At 72.5% G+C, this 22,056-nt stretch carries 16 protein-coding genes and 1 riboswitch; of the genes, 10 read left to right on the top strand and 6 right to left on the bottom strand.

Annotated elements, in window-relative coordinates; all coding sequences use genetic code 11:
- The first annotated feature begins 12 nt into the window (after nt 1-12).
- A complete protein-coding gene (locus ACWAUO_RS08715; RefSeq protein ID WP_460774729.1) occupies nt 13-1,944 on the top strand; it encodes a glycoside hydrolase family 127 protein in 1,932 nt (643 codons plus the stop codon).
- A 159-nt stretch (nt 1,945-2,103) separates the two neighbouring features.
- Here the strand turns inward: ACWAUO_RS08715 and glpK are convergent, their stop codons facing one another.
- Together glpK and ACWAUO_RS08705 are read right to left on the bottom strand one after the other, a co-directional pair.
- Nucleotides 2,104-3,633, bottom strand: coding sequence for a glycerol kinase GlpK (gene glpK, locus ACWAUO_RS08710; RefSeq protein WP_460774727.1), 1,530 nt, complete (start codon nt 3,631-3,633; stop codon nt 2,104-2,106).
- A 53-nt stretch (nt 3,634-3,686) separates the two neighbouring features.
- Nucleotides 3,687-5,414, bottom strand: coding sequence for a glycerol-3-phosphate dehydrogenase/oxidase (locus tag ACWAUO_RS08705; protein ID WP_460774725.1), 1,728 nt, complete (start codon nt 5,412-5,414; stop codon nt 3,687-3,689).
- A gap of 100 nt (nt 5,415-5,514) precedes the next feature.
- Between ACWAUO_RS08705 and ACWAUO_RS08700 the strand changes: the two genes are divergently transcribed.
- The 8 genes from ACWAUO_RS08700 (at nt 5,515) to ACWAUO_RS08665 (ending at nt 14,271) form a co-directional block, all read left to right on the top strand.
- Entirely contained in the window at nt 5,515-6,477 is a 963-nt protein-coding gene (locus tag ACWAUO_RS08700; RefSeq protein ID WP_460774724.1) for a sugar-binding transcriptional regulator, read from the top strand.
- Nucleotides 6,478-6,539: 62 nt separating this feature from the next.
- Nucleotides 6,540-6,690, top strand: a riboswitch (FMN riboswitch).
- A 55-nt stretch (nt 6,691-6,745) separates the two neighbouring features.
- Nucleotides 6,746-7,771 (top strand): bifunctional diaminohydroxyphosphoribosylaminopyrimidine deaminase/5-amino-6-(5-phosphoribosylamino)uracil reductase RibD, encoded by a 1,026-nt coding sequence (gene ribD / locus ACWAUO_RS08695; protein WP_460774722.1) that lies wholly within the window; start codon nt 6,746-6,748, stop codon nt 7,769-7,771.
- Nucleotides 7,771-8,394: a riboflavin synthase gene (locus tag ACWAUO_RS08690; protein WP_460774721.1), complete on the top strand. Its 624-nt coding sequence runs from the start codon at nt 7,771-7,773 to the stop codon at nt 8,392-8,394. Before ribD ends, ACWAUO_RS08690 begins: the two co-directional genes overlap by 1 nt.
- The gene (ribA, locus tag ACWAUO_RS08685; protein WP_460774719.1) at nt 8,391-9,665 is read left to right on the top strand and encodes a GTP cyclohydrolase II; all 1,275 of its coding nucleotides are present in this window, start codon (nt 8,391-8,393) and stop codon (nt 9,663-9,665) included. Before ACWAUO_RS08690 ends, ribA begins: the two co-directional genes overlap by 4 nt.
- Complete coding sequence (gene ribH / locus ACWAUO_RS08680) at nt 9,662-10,141, top strand: 6,7-dimethyl-8-ribityllumazine synthase (RefSeq protein ID WP_460774718.1); 480 nt, start codon at nt 9,662-9,664, stop codon at nt 10,139-10,141. The genes ribA and ribH overlap by 4 nt, the downstream gene beginning before the upstream one ends.
- Before the next feature lie 26 nt (nt 10,142-10,167).
- Nucleotides 10,168-10,521, top strand: coding sequence for a Fe-S protein (locus ACWAUO_RS08675; protein ID WP_460774716.1), 354 nt, complete (start codon nt 10,168-10,170; stop codon nt 10,519-10,521).
- 199 nt (nt 10,522-10,720) lie between these two features.
- The gene (locus tag ACWAUO_RS08670) at nt 10,721-12,169 is read left to right on the top strand and encodes an MFS transporter (protein ID WP_460774715.1); all 1,449 of its coding nucleotides are present in this window, start codon (nt 10,721-10,723) and stop codon (nt 12,167-12,169) included.
- 194 nt (nt 12,170-12,363) lie between these two features.
- Nucleotides 12,364-14,271 carry an ABC transporter ATP-binding protein gene (locus ACWAUO_RS08665; RefSeq protein ID WP_460774713.1) on the top strand — a complete coding sequence of 636 codons (1,908 nt, stop codon included), beginning with the start codon at nt 12,364-12,366 and terminating at the stop codon, nt 14,269-14,271.
- A 147-nt stretch (nt 14,272-14,418) separates the two neighbouring features.
- On the opposite strand, the gene ACWAUO_RS08660 is transcribed toward ACWAUO_RS08665, so the two are convergent.
- Nucleotides 14,419-16,302 carry a phosphoenolpyruvate carboxykinase (GTP) gene (locus ACWAUO_RS08660; protein WP_460774712.1) on the bottom strand — a complete coding sequence of 628 codons (1,884 nt, stop codon included), beginning with the start codon at nt 16,300-16,302 and terminating at the stop codon, nt 14,419-14,421.
- Between the two features lie 124 nt (nt 16,303-16,426).
- On the opposite strand from ACWAUO_RS08660, the gene ACWAUO_RS08655 reads away from it, so the two are divergent.
- The gene (locus ACWAUO_RS08655) at nt 16,427-17,869 is read left to right on the top strand and encodes a helix-turn-helix domain-containing protein (RefSeq protein ID WP_460774711.1); all 1,443 of its coding nucleotides are present in this window, start codon (nt 16,427-16,429) and stop codon (nt 17,867-17,869) included.
- Nucleotides 17,870-17,908: 39 nt separating this feature from the next.
- On the opposite strand, the gene ACWAUO_RS08650 is transcribed toward ACWAUO_RS08655, so the two are convergent.
- From ACWAUO_RS08650 to ACWAUO_RS08640, 3 genes are read right to left on the bottom strand one after another with little or no spacing between them, the layout of a single operon-like run.
- A complete protein-coding gene (locus tag ACWAUO_RS08650; protein ID WP_460774709.1) occupies nt 17,909-19,162 on the bottom strand; it encodes an acyl-CoA dehydrogenase family protein in 1,254 nt (417 codons plus the stop codon).
- A gap of 11 nt (nt 19,163-19,173) precedes the next feature.
- Complete coding sequence (locus ACWAUO_RS08645) at nt 19,174-20,397, bottom strand: acyl-CoA dehydrogenase family protein (RefSeq protein ID WP_460774708.1); 1,224 nt, start codon at nt 20,395-20,397, stop codon at nt 19,174-19,176.
- A gap of 23 nt (nt 20,398-20,420) precedes the next feature.
- Nucleotides 20,421-21,833, bottom strand: a complete 1,413-nt coding sequence (locus ACWAUO_RS08640; protein ID WP_460774707.1) for an LLM class flavin-dependent oxidoreductase — start codon at nt 21,831-21,833, stop codon at nt 20,421-20,423.
- Nucleotides 21,834-22,056 lie beyond the last annotated feature (223 nt).

Below are 22,056 nucleotides of genomic sequence, written 5' to 3'. Positions count from 1 at the left end.
GGAGACCACCGCATGACCGAGTCCCCCTTCCCCCTAGCCCCCGGCATCCGCGCCGAGGCCGTCCCCGGCGCCGGCCGCCCGTTCGTGCCGTCGCGCTCGGCGTGGCGTCCGCTCGGCCTCGCCGAGGTGCGCATCGACGACGGCTTCTGGGCCGAGCGTCAGCGGCTGAACGCCACCGAGATGATCGACCACGTCGAGCACTGGCTCGAGAAGATGGGCTGGATCGGCAACTTCGACGCCGCCGCCGAGGGGCGCCTGCCCGGCGACCGCCGCGGGCGCGAGTTCTCCGACTCCGAGGTCTACAAGCTCCTCGAGGCCATGAGCTGGGAGTACGGCCGCACCGGCAGCGCCGACATCAACGCGCGCCTGCGCAGCATCACGGCCCGCGTCGCCGCCGCCCAGGAGCCCGACGGTTACCTGAACACGAAGTTCGGCCGTCCCGGACAGGGTGCGCGTTACAGCGACCTGCAGTGGGGCCACGAACTCTACTGCTACGGCCACCTCATCCAGGCCGGCGTCGCCCGGGCCCGCACCTACGGCGACGACGAGCTGGTGCAGGTCGCGATCCGCGCCGCCGACCACGTGTGCCGCGAGTTCGGTCCCGACGGCAACCAGGGCGTGTGCGGTCACCCCGAGATCGAGGACGCGCTCGTCGAGCTGTCCCGCGTGACCGGCGACCGGAAGTACCTGGCGCAGGCGCAGCTGTTCGTGGACCGCCGCGGTCACGGCGTGCTCGGCGACATCGAGTTCGGCCGCCAGTACTTCCAGGACGACGTGCCGGTGCGCGAGCAGACCGTCTTCGACGGGCACGCCGTGCGTGCGCTGTACCTCGCGGCGGCTGCGGCGGACATCGCCGACGAGACCGGCGAGGACGCGCTGCGCGACGCCATCGTGTCGCAGACGCGGCGGACCCTGGCCCGCCGCACCTACCTCACCGGCGGCATGGGCGCGCACCACGAGGGCGAGTCCTTCGGCGCCGACTTCGAGCTGCCGCCGGAGCGCTCGTACTCGGAGACCTGCGCCGGCATCGCCTCGGTGATGCTGAACCACCGGCTCCTGCTGACGACCGGCGACGCACTGCACGCGGATGCGGTCGAGCGCACCCTCTTCAACCTCGTCGCGGCCTCCCCCGCCGCCGACGGGCACGGGTTCTTCTACACGAACACGCTGCACCAGCGCGTCCCCGGCCGCGAGGTCGACCCGGACGAGGCGAGCCCCCGCGCCGCGTCGAGCCTGCGTGCACCGTTCTTCGAGGTGTCCTGCTGCCCGACGAACCTGACCCGCACGTTCGCGTCGCTCGGCGCGTACGTCGCGTCGGTCGATGACGACGGTCTGCAGCTGCACCAGTTCGTGCCGGCGACCATCCGCACCGAGCTGTCGCAGGGCACGCTCGCGCTGCGCGTGGCGACCTCCTACCCGGAGGCCGGACGCGTCGAGGTGTCGGTCGACGAGGCCCCCGCCGCGTGGACGCTGTCGGTGCGCGTGCCGGCATGGGCGCGCGGCGAGCTGGTCGTCGACGGTGAGCCCCGCCGCGCCGAGGACGGCTACCTGCGGATCGACGGCCCCGCCGCCGGCGGCACCGTCGTGGTCGAGCTCCCCCTCGAGCCCCGCTTCACGTTCGCCGACCCGCGCGTGGACGCCGTCCGCGGGCAGGTCGCGGTCGAGCGCGGCCCCATCGTGTACGCGCTCGAGTCCGTGGACCTCGGCGACGACGTCGCGGCCGCGCGCGTCGACACGACGCAGGCCCCGCGCGAGGCCGACGGCACGGTCGTCGTCCGGGTGCGCCCCGAGGCGGCCCCCGACCGCGACTGGCCGTATGCGACCGCGCCGGTCGCCGGCGAGTCCGGCGAGGTGCGCGAGGTGCCGCTGGTGCCCTACCACTCGTGGGGCGAGCGCGGTCCCGCGACCATGCGGGTCTGGATGCCGGTCGACGCGCGCGCCTGAGCGCGGGTCAAGAGGGGGGATGCTGCCGCAGCATCCCCCCTCTTCGTTCGTGTGCCCGTGCCGAGCCACCCCTCTTTCGTCGAGCCACCCCGATATCGACAGCCGAAAGAGGGGTGGGTCGGCGAAAAGGGGGTGGGTCGGCGAGGGATGCGCGCGGGGTCAGCCGACGGTGCCGGCGAGGATGCGGGCGTCGTCGTCGACCCAGTCGAACGACCGGCGCACGGCCTTGCGCCACATGCGGATGCGGCGGTCGCGCTCGTCGCCGTCCATCGCCGGGGCCCAGCGCTCCCCCTCGTGCCAGTGCGAGCGCAACTCGTCGAGATCACGCCAGACGCCGGTGGCGAGGCCCGCGGCGTACGCGGCCCCCAGCGCGGTCGTCTCGACGACCTCGGGGCGGACGACCGGGATGCCGAGGATGTCGGCCTGGAACTGCATGAGCAGGCCGTTGCGGGTCATGCCGCCGTCGACGCGGAGCTCGTGGAGCGGGGTGCCGGTGTCGGCGACGACCGCCTCGATGACGTCGAGGGTCTGGAACGCGGTCGCCTCGAGGGCGGCGCGGGCGATGTGCGCCTTGTTGACGTACCGGGTGAGGCCGACGAGCGCGCCGCGGGCGTCGGGGCGCCAGTAGGGCGCGAACAGTCCGGAGAACGCGGGCACGAAGTACGCCCCGCCGTTGTCGTCGACCGACTCGGCGAGGCGCTGCACGTCGCTCGACTCGGCGAACATCCCGAGATTGTCGCGCAGCCACTGCACGAGCGACCCGGTCACCGCGATCGAGCCCTCGACCGCGTAGTGGGCGGGCTCGCCCTCGCGCTGGTAGGCGACGGTCGTGATGAGCCCGTGCTGCGAGCGGACGATCTCGGTGCCGGTGCCCACGAGCAGGAAGTTGCCCGTGCCGTAGGTGTTCTTCGACTCCCCCGCCTCGAACGCGGCCTGACCGAACGTCGCAGCCTGCTGGTCGCCGAGCACCCCGGCGATCGGCACACCGCGCACGGCGGCGGGCTCGGCGATGTCCGCGATCACGCCCGAGGACGGCACGATCTCGGGCAGCATGGCGCGCGGGATGCGGAACACCTCGAGCATCTGGTCGGACCAGTCGAGCGAGCGCAGGTCCATGAGGAGGGTGCGGCTGGCGTTCGTCACGTCGGTGACGTGGCGGGCCCCTGCGGTGAGGTTCCACACGAGCCAGGTGTCGGGGGTGCCGAACAGCAGGTGGCCGGCTTCCGCGTCCTCGCGGGCGCCCGGCACGTTGTCGAGGATCCAGGCGATCTTCGAGGCGGAGAAGTACGTGGCCAGCGGCAGGCCGGTGATGTCCGCGTAGCGGTCGTACCAGCCCTCCTCGCCCGCCAGCCGGTCGATCGCGGGCTGGGTGCGGGTGTCCTGCCAGACGAGGGCGTTGTGCACCGGCTTCCCGGTGCGCCGGTCCCACACGATCGCGGTCTCCCGCTGGTTCGTGATGCCGAGGCCGGCGATCGCCGTCGCGTCGAGGCCGGCGTCCGCGAGCACGGTCTCGAGCGCCCATGCGGCGTTCGTCCAGATCTCGGCGGCGTCGTGCTCGACCCTGCCCGCGCGCGGGAAGATCTGCTCGTGCTCGCGCTGCGCGGTGGCGACGATGCGCCCGTCCGCGTCGAACACGATCGCTCGTGTGGAGGTGGTCCCCTGGTCGAGGGCGATCACATGGTCGGCCACGTCGTCGTGCTCCCTTACCGGGCGGCCCGTCCGCCCCGTTCGATTATCCCGGCTCAACCGATCGCGGCCGGCACCGCGTCCGCGTCGGGGACGCCCGCCGGGTCGGCCGCGTGCACGGCGGCGAGCGCGGCGGTCACCTCGGCCGCCTGCCGGGCATCGTCCCAGCCGAGGACGGGCGCGACGACGGCTGCGACCTCCGCCGCCGTCTCCGGCGTCGCACCCCCTGTGAAGGCGAGGCCGGTGCGCCGCAGCAGCAGGTCGGCGAGGTGCACGACGTGCTCCGTCCGGGCGAGGTGACGCAGCTCCGCGGTCGAGTACGCCGGCGCGGTCCGCAGCGGCCGGTCGTCCGCATCCGCCGTGATCGCCGCGATGACGGTCTCGGCGCCCGTGCCGTACCGCTCGAGCAGGCGGGCGACGCGCTCGCGCGGGAGTCCCGCCGCGTGCTCGCCGATCCACTGGGCGGTCCGTCGCGCGGTGGTCGGGAACCCGCGCCCGCCGCCGATGGGACGCCCGGCCGTGGAGATGCGTCGCCCGGTCCCGAGGAGCTCCAGCACCCGGTCGGTCAGGTGCGCGGCCGATGCCCGGAACGTGGTCCACTTCCCGCCGACGAGGCTGAGCACCGGGGTGCCGCCGGGCAGCCGCTGCGATTCGATCCGGTAGTCGCGCGAGACGAAGCCGGGTGCCATGTCGCCGTGCCCGGGCAGCGGACGCACCCCGGCGAACCGGTGCACGATGTGCTCGCGGGTGACCGGGATCGACGGGAACACATGACCGACGAGGTCGATGAAGTAGTCGACCTCCTCCTCCGTGCACACGATCGGGTCGCCCATGCGGTGCTCGAGGTCGGTGGTGCCGACGAGCACGCGACCGTGCAGCGGGTAGACGAGCACGATGCGACCGTCGCTGTGTTCGAAGAAGATCTCACGACCGCCGGTCGCCGCGAGCAGCTCGGGGTGGTCGAGGACGATGTGCGACCCCTTGGTGCCGCCCATGAAGCGCGTCGGCTCGCCGAGGGCGGTGTTGGTCAGGTCGGTCCAGGGGCCGGTGGCGTTGACCACGACGGATGCGGTGAGCACGACCTCCTCGCCGGTCTCCTCGTCGCGCAGCACGACCCCGCTGCCGTCGACACCGGCGGCCGAGACGTACGTCGCCGCCCGCGCGCGGTCCCCGCCCGCCTCGAGCCCGTCGCGGAGGACGTCGAGCGCCAGGCGCTCGGGGTCGCGCAGGGACGCGTCCTCGTACGTGGCGGTGTACTTCAGGTCGGGGTTGAGGTCGGGCAGCACCTCGAGGGAGCGCCGGCGGCCGCGGAAGACGTGCCGGCGGATGCGGCCGCCACCGCGCGAGAACGAGTCGTAGATGACGAGGCCGACCTTGATGAGGAGCGCGCCGCGCTCCTTCGGGGCGCCTGCGCCGTGCCGGAGGAACCGCATCGGCGCCGAGAACAGGCCGGAGAACGTGGAGAAGATCGGGATCGTCGTGGCGAGCGGGCGCACGTAGTGCGGCGCGGTGCGCAGCAGGTCGTTGCGCTCCACGACGGCCTCGTGCACGAGGCGGAACTCGCCGTTCTCGAGGTAGCGGATGCCGCCGTGGATCATGTGGGACGACGCGGCGGATGCGCCGGAGACGATGTCGCCGCGCTCGACCAGCACGACGTCCACACCCTGCAGCGCGAGGTCGCGGAAGGTCGCGACCCCGTTGATGCCGCCGCCGATGACGAGCACCTCCGCCGTCGGCCGTTCCACGATCGACCGCCAGGCGGTCCGGTCCTGCTGCGTGCGCATGCCTTCCCCTCTCCGCGACGCTTCCCTGGCACCGCTCCCCCATCGTCTCCACCACTGCGCATCGTTGCAAGCCGTGTGCACGAACGTGCACACTGGGACGATGGCGGAGACGAGACCGGGGCGGGACGTGTCCACCGCGCTGTCCGCCGCGACCGCCCATTACCTCCACGGCGAGACCATGGAGGCCATCGCCGGCCGCCTCGGCGTCTCGCGCTCGACCGTGTCGCGGCTGCTCAAGCAGGCGCGGGAATCCGGGCTCGTGGAGATCCGCATCCGCTCCCCGCTCGAGGCGCCGCGCCTGCTCGCACAGCGGCTGCGCCGCGCCTTCGGCGTCACCGTGCAGCCGGTCCCGGTGCCCGAGGACGCGAGCGACGTCGAACGGCTCGACCTCGTCGCGGCGGCGGCGGCGGACCTCATCGGCGACCGCATCGGGTCGCACCGTACGGTCGGCGTCGCATGGGGATCGACGATCGCCGCGGTGAGCCGGCACCTCAGCCCGAAGCCGACGGTCGGCACCGTGTTCGTGCAGCTCAACGGCTCCGGCAACACCCGCACCACAGGGCTCGGGTACGCGAGCGACATCCTCGGCCGGTTCGGGCGCGCGTTCGCCGCGCAGGTGCAGCAGTTCCCGGTGCCCGCGTTCTTCGACGATCCGGCGACGAAGACCGCGCTCTGGCGCGAACGCAGCATGCGCCGCATCCTGGACGTGCAGGAGGCGATGGACACGGTCGTCTTCAGCGTCGGTGCGGCCGAGTCGTCGGTGCCGAGCCACGTGTACTCCGGCGGCTACCTGGAGCCCGAGGACCTCGCCGCGCTCGCGGCGGACGGCGTGGTCGGGGACGTCGCCACGGTGTTCTACCGCGCCGACGGGTCCAGCGACGACATCGCGTTGAACGCCCGCGCCACCGGTCCGTCGCTGACTGCCCTGGCGCGGGTGCGACGGCGCATCTGCGTGGTCGCCGGCGCCTCCAAGCTCACCAGCATCCGGGGTGCGCTCGCCGCCGGGCTCGTCACCGACCTGGTGATCGACGAACCCACCGCGCGGGCGCTCCTGGAGGGGTGACGCACCCGCCGGATGACGGGGAATGAAACGCGGCCGCCGGCGTTGAGTAGGATCAGTGCAACAACGTGCTCCGGGGTCGGTGAGAATCCGAACCGGCGGTGACAGTCCGCGAGCACCGACCGTTCCGACGGCCGGTGCCGATCCGGTGGAATTCCGGGACCGACGGTGATGCGACGCGACAGCGTCGTCAGTCCGGATGGGAGGCAGCACGGCGCGCAGCCATACGCGCCGACGACGCCCGCGCCCCGGAGCGGGAGCAGGAGAACGGATGTCGGTGCGGGACGCGGAACGCGACGCGATGCGTCGCGCGCTCGAGGCCGCCGCGCGGGGACGCAAGGGCGTGAACCCCCAGGTCGGCGCGGTCATCCTCTCGCCCGAGGGCGAGGTCCTCGCCGAGGGCTGGCATCGCGGTGCCGGCACCCCGCACGCCGAGGTCGACGCGCTCGCGCGCCTCTCACCCGGTGCGGCACGCGGCGCGACCGCGGTCGTCACCCTCGAGCCGTGCAACCACACCGGCCGGACCGGGCCCTGCGCGCAGGCGCTCATCGACGCCGGCGTCGCCCGCGTCGTCTACGCCATCCCCGACCCCACCCCGATCGCCTCCGGCGGCGCCGAGCGGCTCCGCGCGGCGGGCGTCGAGGTCGAGTCCGGTCTCCTCGGCGACGAGGCCCGAGCCCTGCTGTCGTCGTGGATCGACGTGCAGCTGCTCGGCCGTCCGCACGTGACCGTGAAGTGGGCGCAGAGCCTCGACGGCCGCGCGGCGGCGACGGACGGGACGAGCCGCTGGATCACGGGCCCGGCCGCGCGCGCCGACGTGCACGAGCGCCGCTCGGGCTGCGACGCGATCGTCGTCGGCACCGGCACGGTCCTCGCCGACGACCCGACGCTCACCGCACGGCGCCCCGACGGGACGCTGCTGCCCGCCCAGCCGGCACCCGTCGTCATCGGCACGACGCCCGTTCCCGCCGACGCGGCGCTGCGCGGGCACCCGCGCTCCCCCCGCATCTTCCCCACCCACGACCTCACCGCCGTGCTCGCGGAGCTCCGTGAGCAGGGCACCCACCGCGTGTTCGTCGAGGGCGGCCCGACCCTCGCGAGCGCCTTCCTGCGCGAAGGCCTCGTCGACGAGGTGCTCGTCTACGTCGCGCCCGTGCTGCTCGGCGGCGCCCGACTCGCCCTCACCGACATCGGCGTGGGCACGATGGCGGACGCGCGACGCCTCGAGGTCTCGCGCGTCGAGCAGCTCGGCGACGATCTGCTGATCGTCGCCCGCCCCCAGAACGGAGAAGTCTGATGTTCACCGGAATCGTCGAGGAGATCGGGACCGTCACCGCCCTCGCCCCCTCGGGCGACGGTGTCCGCGTCACCGTCCACGCCCCCACCGCCGTCAGCGACGCCGGCCACGGCGACTCGATCGCGATCTCGGGCGTCTGCCTCACGGTCGTCGAGCAGGGCGACGACGGCTTCACCGCCGACGTCATGCGCCAGACGCTCGACATGACGACGATCGGGGCGCTCGAGCCCGGGTCCCGCGTGAACGTCGAACGCGCGACGGCGACCGGCGGCCGCCTCGGCGGCCACATCGTGCAGGGTCACGTCGACGGCACCGGCACCGTCCTGGAGGTGCGCCCCGGCGAGCAGTGGCAGGTCGTCCGCATCGGTCTCCCCCGCGAGCTCGCCCCCCTCGTCGTCGACAAGGGCTCCATCGCCGTCGACGGGGTGTCGCTCACCGTGAGCGCCGTCAGCCCGGCGGACGCCGCATCCGACTGGTTCGAGGTCTCGCTCATCCCCGAGACTCTCGGCGCGACCACCCTCGGGGAGCGCGTCGTCGGCGACGCGGTCAACCTCGAGACCGACATCCTGGCCCGCCACGTGCAGCGGCTGCTCGCTTTCACCCCGGAAGGAGGCTCCCGATGAGCCTGTCCACCATCCCGGAGGCGCTCGACGCGCTCCGTGCCGGCCGCCCGGTCATCGTCGCAGACGACGAGGACCGCGAGAACGAGGGCGACGCGGTCCTGTCCGCGCAGCTCGCCACCCCCGAGTGGATCGCCTGGACCGTGCGGCACTCCAGCGGCTTCATCTGCGCGCCCATGCCCGCCGACTGGGCCGACCGCCTCGACCTGCCCCCCATGGTCGCGGTGAACGAGGACGCCCGCTCGACCGCCTACACGGTGAGCGTCGACGCCGCCGACAAGGTCTCGACCGGGATCAGCGCGTCCGACCGCGCGCACACCCTGAACGTGCTCGCCGACCCCGCCTCGGTGCCCACCAGCGTCATCCGCCCCGGGCATGTGCTGCCCCTGCGCGCGGTCGACGGCGGCGTGCGCGAGCGCGGCGGCCACACTGAGGCCGCGGTCGAGCTCACCCGCCTCGCCGGGCTCGAGCCCGTCGGTGCGATCGCCGAGATCGTCGCCGACGACGGCAGCATGATGCGCCTGCCCGGGCTCATGGAACTCGGCGCCCGCGACGGCATCCCGGTCATCACGATCGAGCAGCTCATCGCCTACCTCGACGAGCACGAGCCCCGCGACGCCACGCCCGCCGGGCACCACCGTCGCCGCGTGAGCCTGCGCGCCGAGTCGACCGTGCCCACCTCGCACGGCACCTTCCGGTTCATGGCGTACAAGGACCGCGTCACCGGCACCGACCATGTGGCGGTCGTCTCGGGCGAGCTGACCGACGACGCGCCGCTCGTGCGTGTGCACTCGGAATGCCTCACCGGTGAGGCGTTCGGTTCGCTCAAGTGCGAGTGCGGCCCGCAGCTGGAGGCCGCCCTCGATGCGATCGAGCAGGACGGCGGCATCGTCATCTACATGCGCGGCCACGAGGGCCGGGGCATCGGCCTCATCAACAAGCTCCGGGCGTACGGCCTGCAGGAGCGAGGGCTCGACACCGTCGACGCGAACCTGGCGCTCGGCCTCCCCGCCGACGCCCGCGACTACGCCGCCGCCGCCGGCATCCTCGCCGACCTCGGCGTGACGAGCGTGCGCCTGCTCACGAACAACACCGACAAAGTCTCGCAGCTGCGCGAGCTCGGACTGCAGGTGGTCGAGCAGGTGCCGCTGCTGGTCGGCGTCGGCCCCAACAACCACCAGTACCTCGAGACCAAGCGCGATCGGATGGGGCACATCATCCCCGACGCCGAGCTCGCGGACGCACTGCAGCAGATGAAGGAGATCGCCGAGTGAGCGGAAAGGGCGCGCCCCAGGCGCAGCAGCAGATCGACGGGAGCGGCCTGCGGGTCGTGGTGGTCGCGGGCACCTGGCACGAGGTGATCACGGACGGGCTCATCGCCGGTTCCGCACGCGTGCTGGATGCGGCCGGCGCCGACTGGTCGCTCGTGCGCGTCGCGGGCTCGTTCGAGCTGCCGGTGGTGTGCAAGGCCGCCCTCGAGGCGGGCGCGGACGCCGTCGTGGCGCTCGGCGTGATCATCCGCGGCGGCACCCCGCACTTCGAGTTCGTCTCCTCCGCCGCCACCGACGGGCTCACCCGCGTCGCGCTCGACACCGGCAAGCCGGTCGGGTTCGGCGTGCTCACCCTCGACGACGAGCAGCAGGGCCTCGACCGCGCCGGCCTCCCCGACTCCACGGAGGACAAGGGCGCCGAGGCGGCGGACGCGGCCCTGCGCACCGCGCTCACGCTGCGCGGCATCCGCTCGGCCTGACCGTCACCTTCAGGTATCCTGAGGGTATGGAGACCCTGCGGCACATCGTCCTCTTCGCCCACCTCATCGGCTTCGCCGTGCTCTTCGGCGCCTGGCTCGTCGAGGCGGTGGCACGCCGCATCCACTTCACGCGGCTCATGAGCGTCGGCATGACGATCGCCGCCGTCGCCGGACTCGCGCTCGCGGCCCCCTGGGGCCTCGACCACGACCTGAACTACGTGAAGGTGGGCGTCAAGCTCGTCGTCCTGCTCGCCATCGGCGCGATCCTCGGCATCGGGACCGCCCGCGAGAAGCGCACCGGGACGCTCGCCCCGGCCCTCTTCTGGAGCGTCGGCGTGCTCACCCTCCTCAACGCCGGCATCGCCGTCATCTGGCGCTGATCAGGCCCTTCGGAACGCCGCACCCGGTCCGGGTGCGGCGTTCTGTGCGTTCGCTGGGAGTACACTGACCGTTTGTGTCGCGACTCCGCGCACATCGCCGGTGGCCGCTCCGCGCGTACGAGACCCGTGCCGCGGCAACGGCACCGGCCGGCTCCTCACCCTCGGGAACCATTCCGTCCGTCCCCCCGCTAGGTTGCGAATGTCCACCCCCACCGCCACATCGGCCCCCAAACCCGCCAACCCCCGCTCGCGCGTCATCACCGCGAGCCTGGTCGGCACCACCATCGAGTTCTACGACTTCTACGCGTACGCCACGGCGGCGGTGCTGGTCTTCCCGGCACTGTTCTTCCCGACCGGCGACGACACCACGGCGCTCCTCTCGTCGTTCGCGGTGTTCGGCGCGGCCATGGTCGCCCGCCCCATCGGCGCGATCGTGTTCGGCCACTTCGGCGACCGGTTCGGCCGTAAGGCCACGCTCGTCGCGTCGCTGCTCACGATGGGGATCGCGACCTTCCTCATCGGTTGCCTCCCGACCTACCAGAACATCGGCTGGTGGGCGGCGCTGCTCCTGCTGATCCTCCGCCTCGCCCAGGGCTTCGCCCTCGGCGGCGAGTGGTCGGGCGCCGCGCTCGTCGCGACCGAGAACGCCCCCGACGGCAAGCGCGCCTGGTACGGCACGTTCCCGCAGCTGGGTGCGCCCATCGGCTTCATCATCGCCAACGGCGTCTTCCTCTTCATCAACTTCGCACTCCCCCACCCCGACGGCACCGCGCAGCGCTCCGCCGAGTTCCTGTCCTGGGGCTGGCGCGTGCCGTTCTGGTTCTCCGCCGTGATGGTCATCATCGGCCTCTGGGTGCGGCTGCGCCTGGTCGAGTCCGAGGCGTTCACGAAGGCCGAGAAGGTCGGCGCGATCAAGAAGTTCCCGCTGGGCGCGGTGCTCCGCCGCAACTGGTGGCAGCTCATCCTGGGCACGTTCATCATGCTCGCGACCTACGTGCTCTTCTACCTCATGACGAGCTTCACCCTCTCGTACGGCACCAAGGCCACGACCGAGGGCGCGCAGGCGGCCGCCGAGGCCGCCGGTGACGCGTTCGACGCCGCGACGTACGTGCCGGGACTCGGCTTCGCGTACACCGACTTCGTGATCATGCAGATCATCGGCGTCGTGTTCTTCGGCATCTTCACGCTGCTGTCGGGTCCGATCGCCGACCGCATCGGCCGACGGAAGCTCCTCATCTGGGTGACCGTCGCGATCATCGTGTTCGGCCTCACGTTCAACCTGTTCCTGCTGCCCTACGCCGACCCGAAGTTCACCGGCGCGCTCAGTCAGGCCTTCCTCATCCTCGGGTTCATGCTCATGGGCGCCACCTTCGGGCCGATGGGCGCGATCCTCCCCGAACTGTTCCCGACGAACGTCCGGTACACCGGCTCCGCGATCGCGTACAACGTGTCGTCGATCCTCGGCGCGGCGCTCGCACCGATCATCGCGGTGGCGCTGTGGGCCGCGGCCGGCGGCGAGCCCTGGCTGGTCGGTGTCTACCTCTCCGGCGCGGCGGTGCTGACCCTCGTCTCGCTGCTGCTGTCGAAGGAGACGAAGGACCTCGACTACGCCGGCGACCTCGGCGAGGAGATCACCCCCCAGCTCTGACCGGGCCGCGGGTCCGGGCCCCTCAGGGCCGCGAGACTGCATCTGCGCCACGAGACTGCATCCATTGTCGGCAGTCTCGTGGCGCAGTTGCAGTTTCGGGGTCCCCGGGGTCTTCGGCGGCCATCGCGCGGGGCGGGATGCGGCGCGCAGGGCGTAGCGTGGAGGCACCCCTGTTCCACAAGCCGAGGTCACGCATGTCCACGAGCGCCCGCCCGCGCCGGAGTCCCTTCGCCCGTCCGAGCGCGCAGGAGGGCCCGCGCGCCGGATTCCGCCAGCTGCTGCCCTACCTGTTCGAGCACAAGCCGGTGCTGGTCGGCGTGGTGGTGCTCAGCATCCTCGCCGCCGTCGCGACGCTCGCCCAGCCGCTCGCGGTCGGCGAGATCATCGCGCGGGTGCAGGCCGGGGACGGGCTCGGGATGCTGGTGTGGGTGCTCGTCGCGCTCGTCGTGCTGTCCTCGCTCATCTCGGGATACCAGCACTACCTGCTGCAGCGCACCGGCGCGGCGGTCGTCTACTCGAGCCGACGCCGGCTCATCGCGCGACTGTTGCACCTGCCCATCCGCGAGTTCGACGCGCGCCGCACCGGCGACCTCGTCTCGCGCGTCGGCACCGACACGACCCTGCTCTACGCCGTGCTCACCCAGGGCCTCGCCGACTCGGTCGGCAACGTGCTCATCTTCGTGGGCGCGATCATCGCGATGCTCCTCATCGACCCGCTCCTGCTGCTGCTCATCCTCGTCGTGATCGGCCTGTCGATCGCCGCCGTCGGGGTGCTCAGCGGCCGCATCCGCCGCGCCACCCGCGCGCAGCAGGAGAAGGTGGGCGAACTCGCCTCGAGCGTGGAGCGCGCCGTCGGCTCCATCCGCACCGTCCGCGCCTCGGGGGCGGGTGAGCGCGAGCAGGCCGCCATCACCGAGGTGGCCCAGGATGCGTACGGCATCGGCGTGCGGATCGCCAAGGTGTCGGCGCTGGTCGTCCCGGTCGCCGGCATCGCCCTGCAGCTCTCGCTCCTGGTCGTCCTCGGCGTCGGCGGCTTCCGGGTCGCGAGCGGCGCCATCACGATCGCCTCGCTCGTGACCTTCGTGATGTTCCTCTTCTTCCTCGTGCAGCCGCTCGGCTCGTTCTTCGGCGCGCTCACCTCGGTGAACCAGGCGCTCGGAGCCCTCGGCCGCATCCAGGAGATCCTCGACCTGCCCACCGAGACCGACGACGACGCGGCGACCGCGGCCCGCGTCGCCGAGCGCACCGCCCCCGGCACGGATGCGGCGGCCACCGCCGCGATCGCGTTCCGCGACGTGTCGTTCCGGTACCCGGAGAACGTCGTGCAGGCCCGCCACCGGGCGGAGTCCGAGGCGCGGGCGGCGCTCGAGCAGGCGAAGCTCGACACCACCGCGGTGGACGTGGTCGAGGACGCCGGCGACGACCTCGTCCTGCGAGGCGTCTCGTTCGAGGTCCCGGAGGGCGCCCGCGTCGCGCTCGTCGGCCCGTCCGGCGCCGGCAAGAGCACGACGCTCGCCCTCATCGAGCGGTTCTACGACCCGACCGACGGCGCCGTCCTCATGGGCGGCCGCGACATCCGCACCCTCGACCGCGACGTGCTGCGGGCGCGACTCGGATACGTCGAGCAGGACGCCCCGACACTGGCGGGCACGATCGCCGAGAACCTGCGCCTGGCCTCCCCCGACGCATCCGACGCCGACTGCGAGCGGGTGCTGCGGGAGGTGAACCTCGGCGACGTGCTCGACCGCAACCCGATGGGCCTGGACGCGCCCGTCGGCGAGGCGGGCGTCATGCTCTCCGGGGGCGAGCGGCAGCGGCTCGCGATCGCGCGGGCGCTGCTCGCGGCGCCGCCGATCCTGCTGCTCGACGAGTCGACCTCCTCCCTCGACGGGCGCAACGAGCAGCGGATGCGGGAGGCGATCGACGCGGTCGCCACCGGCCGCACGCTCATCGTGATCGCGCACCGGCTCTCGACCGTCGTCGACAGCGACCTCATCGTGGTGATGGACCACGGCCGCGTGGTCGGACAGGGGACGCACTCCGAGCTCGTGGCCTCGACGCCGCTGTACCGCGACCTCGCGAAGCACCAGCTCCTCGTCTGACCCGGCCGCCGGGGCGCCCGCACATCCGCTCACCTGTCGCGTGGTGCGGTCCGCGGCCGCAGTTCGCGACAGGCGAGCACACGCCGCACGCGCCCGGACGCACGGACGCCCCCGGAGGAGAGGGTCCGGGGGCGTCCGTGACGCGGGTCAGGCCTGCTGCGCCTGCTTCAGGCGGTAGCGCAGCGACGAGAGCTCGGCGCGGAGCGTCATCGGGATGCGGTCGCCGAACGTGTCGTAGAACTCCTCGGTGAGGTCGGCCTCCTGCATCCACGACGCCGGGTCGATCGCGAACAGCTCCGCGAGGTCCTCCGCCGGGACGTCGACGCCGTCGAGGTTCAGGTCGTCGGTGCGCGGCAGGCGTCCGATGGGGGTCTCGACCGCGGGGACCTTGCCCTCGACGCGGCGGATGATCCAGTCGATCACGCGGGCGTTGTCACCGAAGCCGGGCCACAGGAAGCGGCCGTCGGCGCCCTTGCGGAACCAGTTCACCTGGAAGATGCGCGGGGCGCGGTCGAACCGCAGCTGCTGGCCGACCTTGACCCAGTGGCCGAAGTAGTCCGCCATGTTGTAGCCGCAGAACGGGAGCATCGCGAACGGGTCGCGGCGCAGCTCCCCGACGGTGCCCTCGGCGGCGGCGGTGCGCTCCGAGGAGATCGTCGAGCCCAGGAACACGCCGTGCGCCCAGTCGGTGGCCTCGACCACGAGCGGCACGTTCGTCGCACGGCGGCCGCCGAACAGGATCGCGTCCAGCGGCACGCCCTCGGGGGCGTCCCAGTCGTCGGCGATCTGCGGGCACTGCGCCGCCGAGACGGTGAAGCGCGAGTTCGGGTGCGCGGCGGGACGACCGGAGTCCGGCGTCCACGGGTTCCCCTCCCAGTCGGTGAGCTCGGCGGGTGCCTCGTCGGTCAAGCCCTCCCACCACACGTCGCCGTCGGGGCGGAGCGCCACGTTCGTGAAGATCGTGTTGCCCCACAGGGTCTCGACCGCGGTGACGTTCGTCGACTCGCCGGTGCCGGGCGCGACGCCGAAGAAGCCGGCCTCGGGGTTGATCGCCCAGAGGCGCCCGTCCTCGCCGGGACGCAGCCACGCGATGTCGTCGCCGAGGGTCTCGACCCGCCAGCCGGGGATCGTCGGGCGGAGCATCGCGAGGTTCGTCTTGCCGCACGCCGACGGGAACGCCGCCGCCACGTGGTACTTCTTCCCCTCGGGGCTGATGACGCGGATGAGGAGCATGTGCTCGGCGAGCCAGCCCTCGTTCCGGCCGATGACCGACGCGATGCGCAGCGCGAAGCACTTCTTCGCCAGGATCGCGTTGCCGCCGTAGCCGGAGCCGTACGACCACACCTCGAGCGTGTCGGGGTAGTGGACGATGTACTTCTCGTCGTTGCACGGCCACGGGACGTCCTGCTGGCCGGGCTCGAGCGGGGCGCCGACGGAGTGGACCGTCTTCACCCACGGGGCGCCGTCGGCGATCTGACGCAGCACGCCCTCGCCGACCCGGGTCATGATGCCGATGGAGGTGACGGCGTAGGCGGAGTCGGTGACCTGCACGCCGATGTGCGACAGCGGGCCGCCGACGGCGCCCATCGAGAACGGCACGACGTACATGGTGCGACCGCGCATCGAGCCCTCGAAGACGCCGTTCAGGGTCTCGCGGATCTCGGCCGGGGCGATCCAGTTGTTGGTGGGGCCGGCGTCCTCCTCGCGCTCGGAGGCGATGAACGTGCGCGCCTCGGTGCGCGCGACGTCGCTCGGGTGGGAGCGCGCCAGGTACGAGCCGGGCCGCCACTCGGGGTTCAGCTTGATGAGCTTCCCCTCCTCGACCTGCTCGCGCAGCAGCGCCTCGTTCTCGGCGCGGGAGCCGTCGACCCAGTGGATGCGGTCGGGCTTGGTCAGCGCGGCGATCTCGTCGACCCATGCGAAGAGGGCGTCCATCCCGGGTCCGGTGACGGTGGGCTTGGCACCATAGTTCGCAGGAGCAGTCCGGACGGGGCCGGTGGGGGTCCGCGTGAAGGTGTCAGCGAGGGCCATGGTTGCTCCTTGTTCAGAGAATCAACGTTCAGAACGGGTGTTCTCTTCAACTATCCGCGAGCCGCGCGCTCCTTTCGCGTCTGATGTGGCGAAAGACTCCGAATTCTTTCGCTATGATCAAGGAATGCCGCAGGGGACGATCGAACTCACCACGCTGGGCCACCGCATCCGCCACTTCCGCGTCGCCAACGGGATGACGCTCGACGAGCTCGGCGCGAAGGTCGGCGTCGCCGGCAGCCACCTGAGCCTCATCGAGAACGGCAAGCGCGAGCCGAAGCTGTCGCTGCTGCAGGAGATCGCGGCCGCGACGGGCATCGAGCTGTCGCAGCTGCTCTCGTCCGAGCCGCCGAACCGTCGCGCGGCGCTGGAGATCGAACTGGAGCGCGCACAGGCGAGTCAGGTCTTCCGGCGCCTCGGCATCCCGCCGGTGAAGCTCTCCAAGGGCGTGAGCGACGAGACGATCGAGTCGATCCTGGGGCTGCACCGCGAACTGCAGCGTCGCGAGAGCGAGGCCATCGCGACGCCGGAGGAGGCCCGCCGGGCCAACACCGAGCTGCGGCTGCGCATGCGCGAGTGCGACAACTACCTCCCGGAGATCGAGAAGCTCGCCGAGAAGCAGCTGAAGGCCGCCGGCCACACGACCGGTGCGCTGACCCACCGCACCGTGAGCGTCATGGCGTCCAAGCTCGGGTTCGAGCTCATCTACGTCAACGACCTCCCCCGCTCGACCCGGTCGATCACCGACCTGGAGAACGGGCGCATCTACCTGCCGCCGGCGTCGATCCCGGGCGGACACGGCCTGCGTTCGATGGCGTTGCAGGCGATGGCGCACCGGCTCCTCGGCCACCAGCCGCCGAAGGACTACGCGGAGTTCCTGCAGCAGCGCCTCGAGATCAACTACTACGCGGCGTGCTGCCTCATGCCCGAGACGAACGCGGTCGCGTTCCTCTCGCAGGCCAAGCGCGACCGCGACCTGGCCGTCGAGGACTTCCGCGACGCGTTCGGCGTGACGCACGAGGCGGCCGGCATGCGCATGACGAACCTGCTCACCCGGCACCTCGACATCCCGCTGCACTTCCTGCGCGTCGACGGCTCGGGTGCGCTCTCCCGCGTCTACGAGAACGACGAGCTGCCGTTGCCGATGGACGTCACCGGCGCGGTCGAGGGCCAGGTCGTCTGCCGCTGGTTCTCCGCGCGCGCGGCGTTCGAGGAGCAGAACCGCACGACCGAGCACTACCAGTACACCGACACCCCGTCGGGCACGTTCTGGTGCTCGACCCAGACCGGCACCACCTCGGAGGGCGAGTTCTCGATCACGGTCGGGGTGCCCTTCGACGACGCGAAGTGGTTCCGCGGCCGCGAGACCCAGGAGCGGGCGACCTCGACCTGCCCGGACGACTCGTGCTGCAAGCGGCCCACCGGCGACGCCGCCGCCCGCTGGGCGGGCAAGTCCTGGCCGAGCGCACGGGTGCACATGCAGATGTTCTCGCCGCTGCCGAGCGGCGCCTTCCCGGGCGTCGACGACAACGAGGTGTACGCCTTCCTCGACCGGCACGCCACGAGCTGAGCCCCCGCCGCCGGCGCGTCCGGTCCGCCGTCGCGCCGGTCAGGACGCGGCGGGCACCGCGGGGGCGCCGACGGCCCAGAGCGCCTGCGGGAGCTCGTCGTTCAGCTCCCACGCGCCGATCCAGCGCTGCTTGAACAGCACCGGGTTGTGGCTGGAGACCGTGCGGGCGTTGCGCCAGTGGCGGTCGAGGCCCGCACCCCTCGCGGTGGCGGACGCGCCCAGCGCGTCGAACAGGCGCGAGGTGAGCCGCTGCACCTCCGCGGTGACGAACACCTGCGCCTGCGCCGCCCGGATCTCCGCCAGCCCCGCCGCCTCCCGGGCGGCCGTCTCCGTCCCGCCGCCGTCGCGGGCGGCGACCGCGGCGCGGGCGGCGTCCTCCACCGCATCCGCCACGGCGAGCACGGTCGACTCGATCGCGAACGCGGATGCGGACAGCTCACCCACGAGCGCCTGGATCTGCGGGTCGTCGCGCACGTGCGACGCGGTGCCGTGGCTGTACACCCGGGTGCGGGCGCGCACGGCGGCCGCGGCGTCCCGCACGGCCGCGTGCGCGATGCCCGCGAGCACCGCGAGGAGCACGAGCTGGTACAGCCCGGTCTGGTAGCCGAAGCGGTCGGGCACCGGCAGCACGTCGCCCGGGTCGACGACGGCGCCGTCGAACTCGATCGTGCCGGTGCCGGTGAGCCGCTGCCCGAAGCCGTCCCAGTCGTCGTGCACCCGCACGCCCGGCTGGTCGAGGCGGACGAGCGCGGCGACGTCGACGCCGTCGGCCACCCGGTGCGCGACCGTGTCGGTCCACTCCGCGAAGATGCTGCCGGTCGTGTAGTACTTCCGTCCGGTGATGCGCAGCGTCCCGTCCGGGTCCTCGCGCAGTTCGGTCGAGGCGCGTGCGGTGGTCGACCCGCTCGCCTCGCTCCAGGCGTTCCCGGTGATCTCCCCGAGCGCGATCCGGTCGAGCCACCGCTCGGCGAACGCCGCATCCGGGGTGGTCAGGGCGTGCTCGACGAGCGCGAAGTGCCCGCGCAGGATCTGCGGCACGTTGGCGTCGGCCTCCGCGACGGCGATCAGCAGGCGGGTGAACTCCCGCCAGCCGAGGCCGAGACCGCCGCGCTCGCGCGGCAGCCGGGCGCGGGTGAGTCCGGCACGCCGGAGCGCCGCGACCTCGGCGGCCGGCAGCTCCCGGTCGAGGTCGCGGGCGGCGGCGCCCTCGGCGATCGCCGTCACGATCGGCCGGAACGTCGCGGTCAGCTCGTCCGGGAGACCGGCCCAGCGCTGCTCGTCGGTGCGTGTCATGTCGTCCTCGCTCAGGTGTAGAGGGAGATGGGCTGGACCGCGCCGGTGAGGAAGTTCGCACCGACCTCGAGCTTCTTGTAGTCCACCGGGTCGTGCAGGGAGTGGGTGCGCACGTTCCGCCAGTGCAGGTCGAGTCCGACCTTGGATGCGGTGGAGCTCGAGCCGGTCGCCTCGAACACCCGGTTCGCGACGTCGACCGCGGTGTCGGAGGAGACGACCTTCAGCTGCGCGATGCGGATCGCGAGTTCGGCGCGGTCGTCGGCGGTGACCGCGTCGCCGCGGGAGATCGCACGGTCGAAGTCGCGGTTCACCCGGTCGGCGAGCGCCTCGACGGCCGCGACCCGCGAGACGAGTTCGCCGTACAGGCGCTGCACGAACGGATCCTCCCGGTACGTGTCGACCCCGCTGAGGAACCAGCTGTTCGGCCGCGCGACGGTGAGCGCCCGGGCCTGCGCGAGCGCGCCCTGCGCGATGCCGAGGTAGAGGTTGCCGAACACGAGCTGGATCGCCGGGGTGACGAAGCTCTGGATCGGCTCGTCCGTGCCGAAGCCGAGCACCTGCTCGGGCGTCACCGCCACGTCGTGGTACCGGACGGTGTTGCTCGCCGAGAGCCGCTGCCCCAGGTTGTCCCAGTCGTCGACGAGCTCGACGCCCGGGTGCCCGTACGGCAGCACGAGGTAGGCGAGGCGCCCGTCGTGCTCGCCGCCGGAGACCACGGCGTTGACCAGGAGCGCCTCCCCCACGCCCGATCCGGTCGAGAACCGCTTGAAGCCGTTCAGGCGGAGACCCTCCGGACCGTCGGTGAGGACGAGGTTCGGGTCGACCGGGTTCACCGAGTCGCCCCACACCCAGCGGCCCTGCACGGTCGCACGGAACCAGCGCTCCCGGTCGGCCGCCGGCGCGACCAGGGCGATGTTCGACTCGTTCACGTAGTGGTAGCCGAGGAGCTGTCCGATGGAGGCGTCCACGCGGGAGAGGGTGCGCACGGCGCGGAACGCGGACTCCCAGTGGGCGCCCGCCCCGCCGTACTCGGCCGGGTCGAGCAGGTTCACCAGGCCCGACTCCTTCAGCAGGGCGGCCTCGGCGAACGGCTGCGCGTTGCGGCGGTCGCGCTCGAGGGCGTCGGCGCCGAGGGCCTCGGCGACGCGGTCGGCGACCTCGTCCCAGTGGGCGAGTTCCGTCTCGGATGCGGTGCCGGAGAAGTGGGTGCGGGCGGTGTCGGTGACGGTGGTCATGGCTGCTCCGTTCGGGCGGGAGGTCAGGCGGGAAGGAGGGAGGCGTTGCCGTCGGCGGCGCTGCGCGCCCCGGCGTAGGCGCCGCGGTAGGCGTGGGCTGGGTGCCATTCGGGGACGACGGGGCTGCCGGAGAGGCGCTCGCGGAGCGTGGCGCCCTCGTAGTCGTCCCAGACGCGGCCACGGCGGCGCAGTTCGGGCACGAGCAGGTCGACGATGTCCTCGAACGTGCCGGGGGTCACGACGTAGGCGAGGTTGAAGCCGTCGACGCCGCCCTCCTCGACCCAGCGCTCGAGTTCGTCGGCGGCGGTCTGCGGGCTGCCGACGATGACCGGCCCGATGCCGCCGATGCCGACGTACTCGGCGATGTCGCGGGGCGTCCAGTGCCGCGTCGGGTCGGCCTTCGTGAAGATCGACAGCGCGGAGCGCGCGGCATCCGTGTCGACGTACTCGAGCGGCTCGTCGGGGTCGAGGGTCGACAGGTCGATGCCCGACCAGCCGCCGTAGAGGGCGAGCGCGCCCTCCACGGAGACGTATCGGCGGTAGTCGTCGTACTTCGCCCGCGCCGCCTCGTCGGTCTCGGCGACGATGACGGTGGCGAGCGTGAGGATCTTCACCGAGTCGCGGGGGCGGCCGATGGCCGCGGCCTTGTCTCGGATGGAGTCGGTCGTGCGGCGGGTGAGTTCGGGGACGAGGCCGTTGATGAACACCGCCTCGCCGTGGCGGGCCGCGAACTCCTGCCCGCGCGGCGACGCACCCGCCTGGAAGATGACCGGGGTGCGCTGCGGGGACGGCTCGGAGAGGTGGATGCCGGGGACGTCGAAGTGCTCCCCGTGGTGCTCGATCGGGTGCACGAGCTCCGGGTCGGTGAAGACACCCGCCTCCCGGTCGCGGCGGACCGCGGCATCCTCCCACGAGCCCTCCCACAGTTTGTAGGTCACGTCGAGGAACTCGTCGGCGATGCCGTACCGGTCGTCGTGCGCGATCTGGTCGCCGAGGCCCAGGTTCCGGGCGGCGCTGGCGAGGTACGAGGTGACCACGTTCCAGCCCACGCGCCCGCCGGTGAAGTGGTCGAGCGTCGAGAGCGTGCGGGCGAGCGTGTACGGCTGCGAGTACGTGGAGGCGATCGTGACCCCGAACCCGAGCCGGGAGGTGACCGCGGCCATCGCCGGGATCTGCAGCAGCGGGTCGCCCACCGGGATCTGCGCGGCATCGCGGAGCGCCGGCGCGGCGGAGTCGCGGTACACGTCGTAGACGCCGACGACGTCGGCGAGGAAGAGCGCGTCGAACGTGCCCCGCTCGAGCAGCGTCGCGAGCTCGGTCCAGTACGAGAGGCGGTGGTACTCGTCGGCACGGTTCTCGGGATGCCGCCACAGGCCGGGCGCCTGATGCGTGACGCAGCTCATGTCGAACGCGTTCAGGATGATGCGCGATGCCATTGGGTGTTCCCTTCCTGCGCCGGGCGGCGCCGAGCAGGGAACGTATCGCGCCGGATGCGCCCCCGTCGCGCCCCGTCGACACACGCGTTCACGTCATGACGCCGTGTGACGTCACGTGAACGCGTCTGACGCGGACGGATGCGGCCGCGTGCCGCCGCTGGACACACTGACCCCCGGCCGGCGGCGACGCTCCGCCGCCCCACCCGCACCCGAGAGGCCTCAC

The organism is Microbacterium sp. GXF7504 (assembly GCF_054798235.1).
This window is presented reverse-complemented; position numbering and strand designations above follow the sequence as displayed.

Excerpts from the sequence above, each read along its gene's own strand:
- ACWAUO_RS08690 (WP_460774721.1), top strand. The coding sequence starts at position 7,771 with ATGTTCACCGGAATCGTCGAGGAGATCGGGACCGTCACCGCCCTCGCC.
- ACWAUO_RS08700 (WP_460774724.1), top strand. The coding sequence starts at position 5,515 with ATGGCGGAGACGAGACCGGGGCGGGACGTGTCCACCGCGCTGTCCGCC.
- ACWAUO_RS08665 (WP_460774713.1), top strand. The coding sequence starts at position 12,364 with ATGTCCACGAGCGCCCGCCCGCGCCGGAGTCCCTTCGCCCGTCCGAGC.
- ACWAUO_RS08675 (WP_460774716.1), top strand. The coding sequence starts at position 10,168 with ATGGAGACCCTGCGGCACATCGTCCTCTTCGCCCACCTCATCGGCTTC.
- ACWAUO_RS08640 (WP_460774707.1), bottom strand. The coding sequence starts at position 21,833 with ATGGCATCGCGCATCATCCTGAACGCGTTCGACATGAGCTGCGTCACG.
- ACWAUO_RS08650 (WP_460774709.1), bottom strand. The coding sequence starts at position 19,162 with ATGACACGCACCGACGAGCAGCGCTGGGCCGGTCTCCCGGACGAGCTG.
- ribD (WP_460774722.1), top strand. The coding sequence starts at position 6,746 with ATGTCGGTGCGGGACGCGGAACGCGACGCGATGCGTCGCGCGCTCGAG.
- ACWAUO_RS08645 (WP_460774708.1), bottom strand. The coding sequence starts at position 20,397 with ATGACCACCGTCACCGACACCGCCCGCACCCACTTCTCCGGCACCGCA.
- ACWAUO_RS08655 (WP_460774711.1), top strand. The coding sequence starts at position 16,427 with ATGCCGCAGGGGACGATCGAACTCACCACGCTGGGCCACCGCATCCGC.
- ACWAUO_RS08705 (WP_460774725.1), bottom strand. The coding sequence starts at position 5,414 with ATGCGCACGCAGCAGGACCGGACCGCCTGGCGGTCGATCGTGGAACGG.
- ACWAUO_RS08670 (WP_460774715.1), top strand. The coding sequence starts at position 10,721 with ATGTCCACCCCCACCGCCACATCGGCCCCCAAACCCGCCAACCCCCGC.
- ribA (WP_460774719.1), top strand. The coding sequence starts at position 8,391 with ATGAGCCTGTCCACCATCCCGGAGGCGCTCGACGCGCTCCGTGCCGGC.
- ACWAUO_RS08715 (WP_460774729.1), top strand. The coding sequence starts at position 13 with ATGACCGAGTCCCCCTTCCCCCTAGCCCCCGGCATCCGCGCCGAGGCC.
- ACWAUO_RS08660 (WP_460774712.1), bottom strand. The coding sequence starts at position 16,302 with ATGGCCCTCGCTGACACCTTCACGCGGACCCCCACCGGCCCCGTCCGG.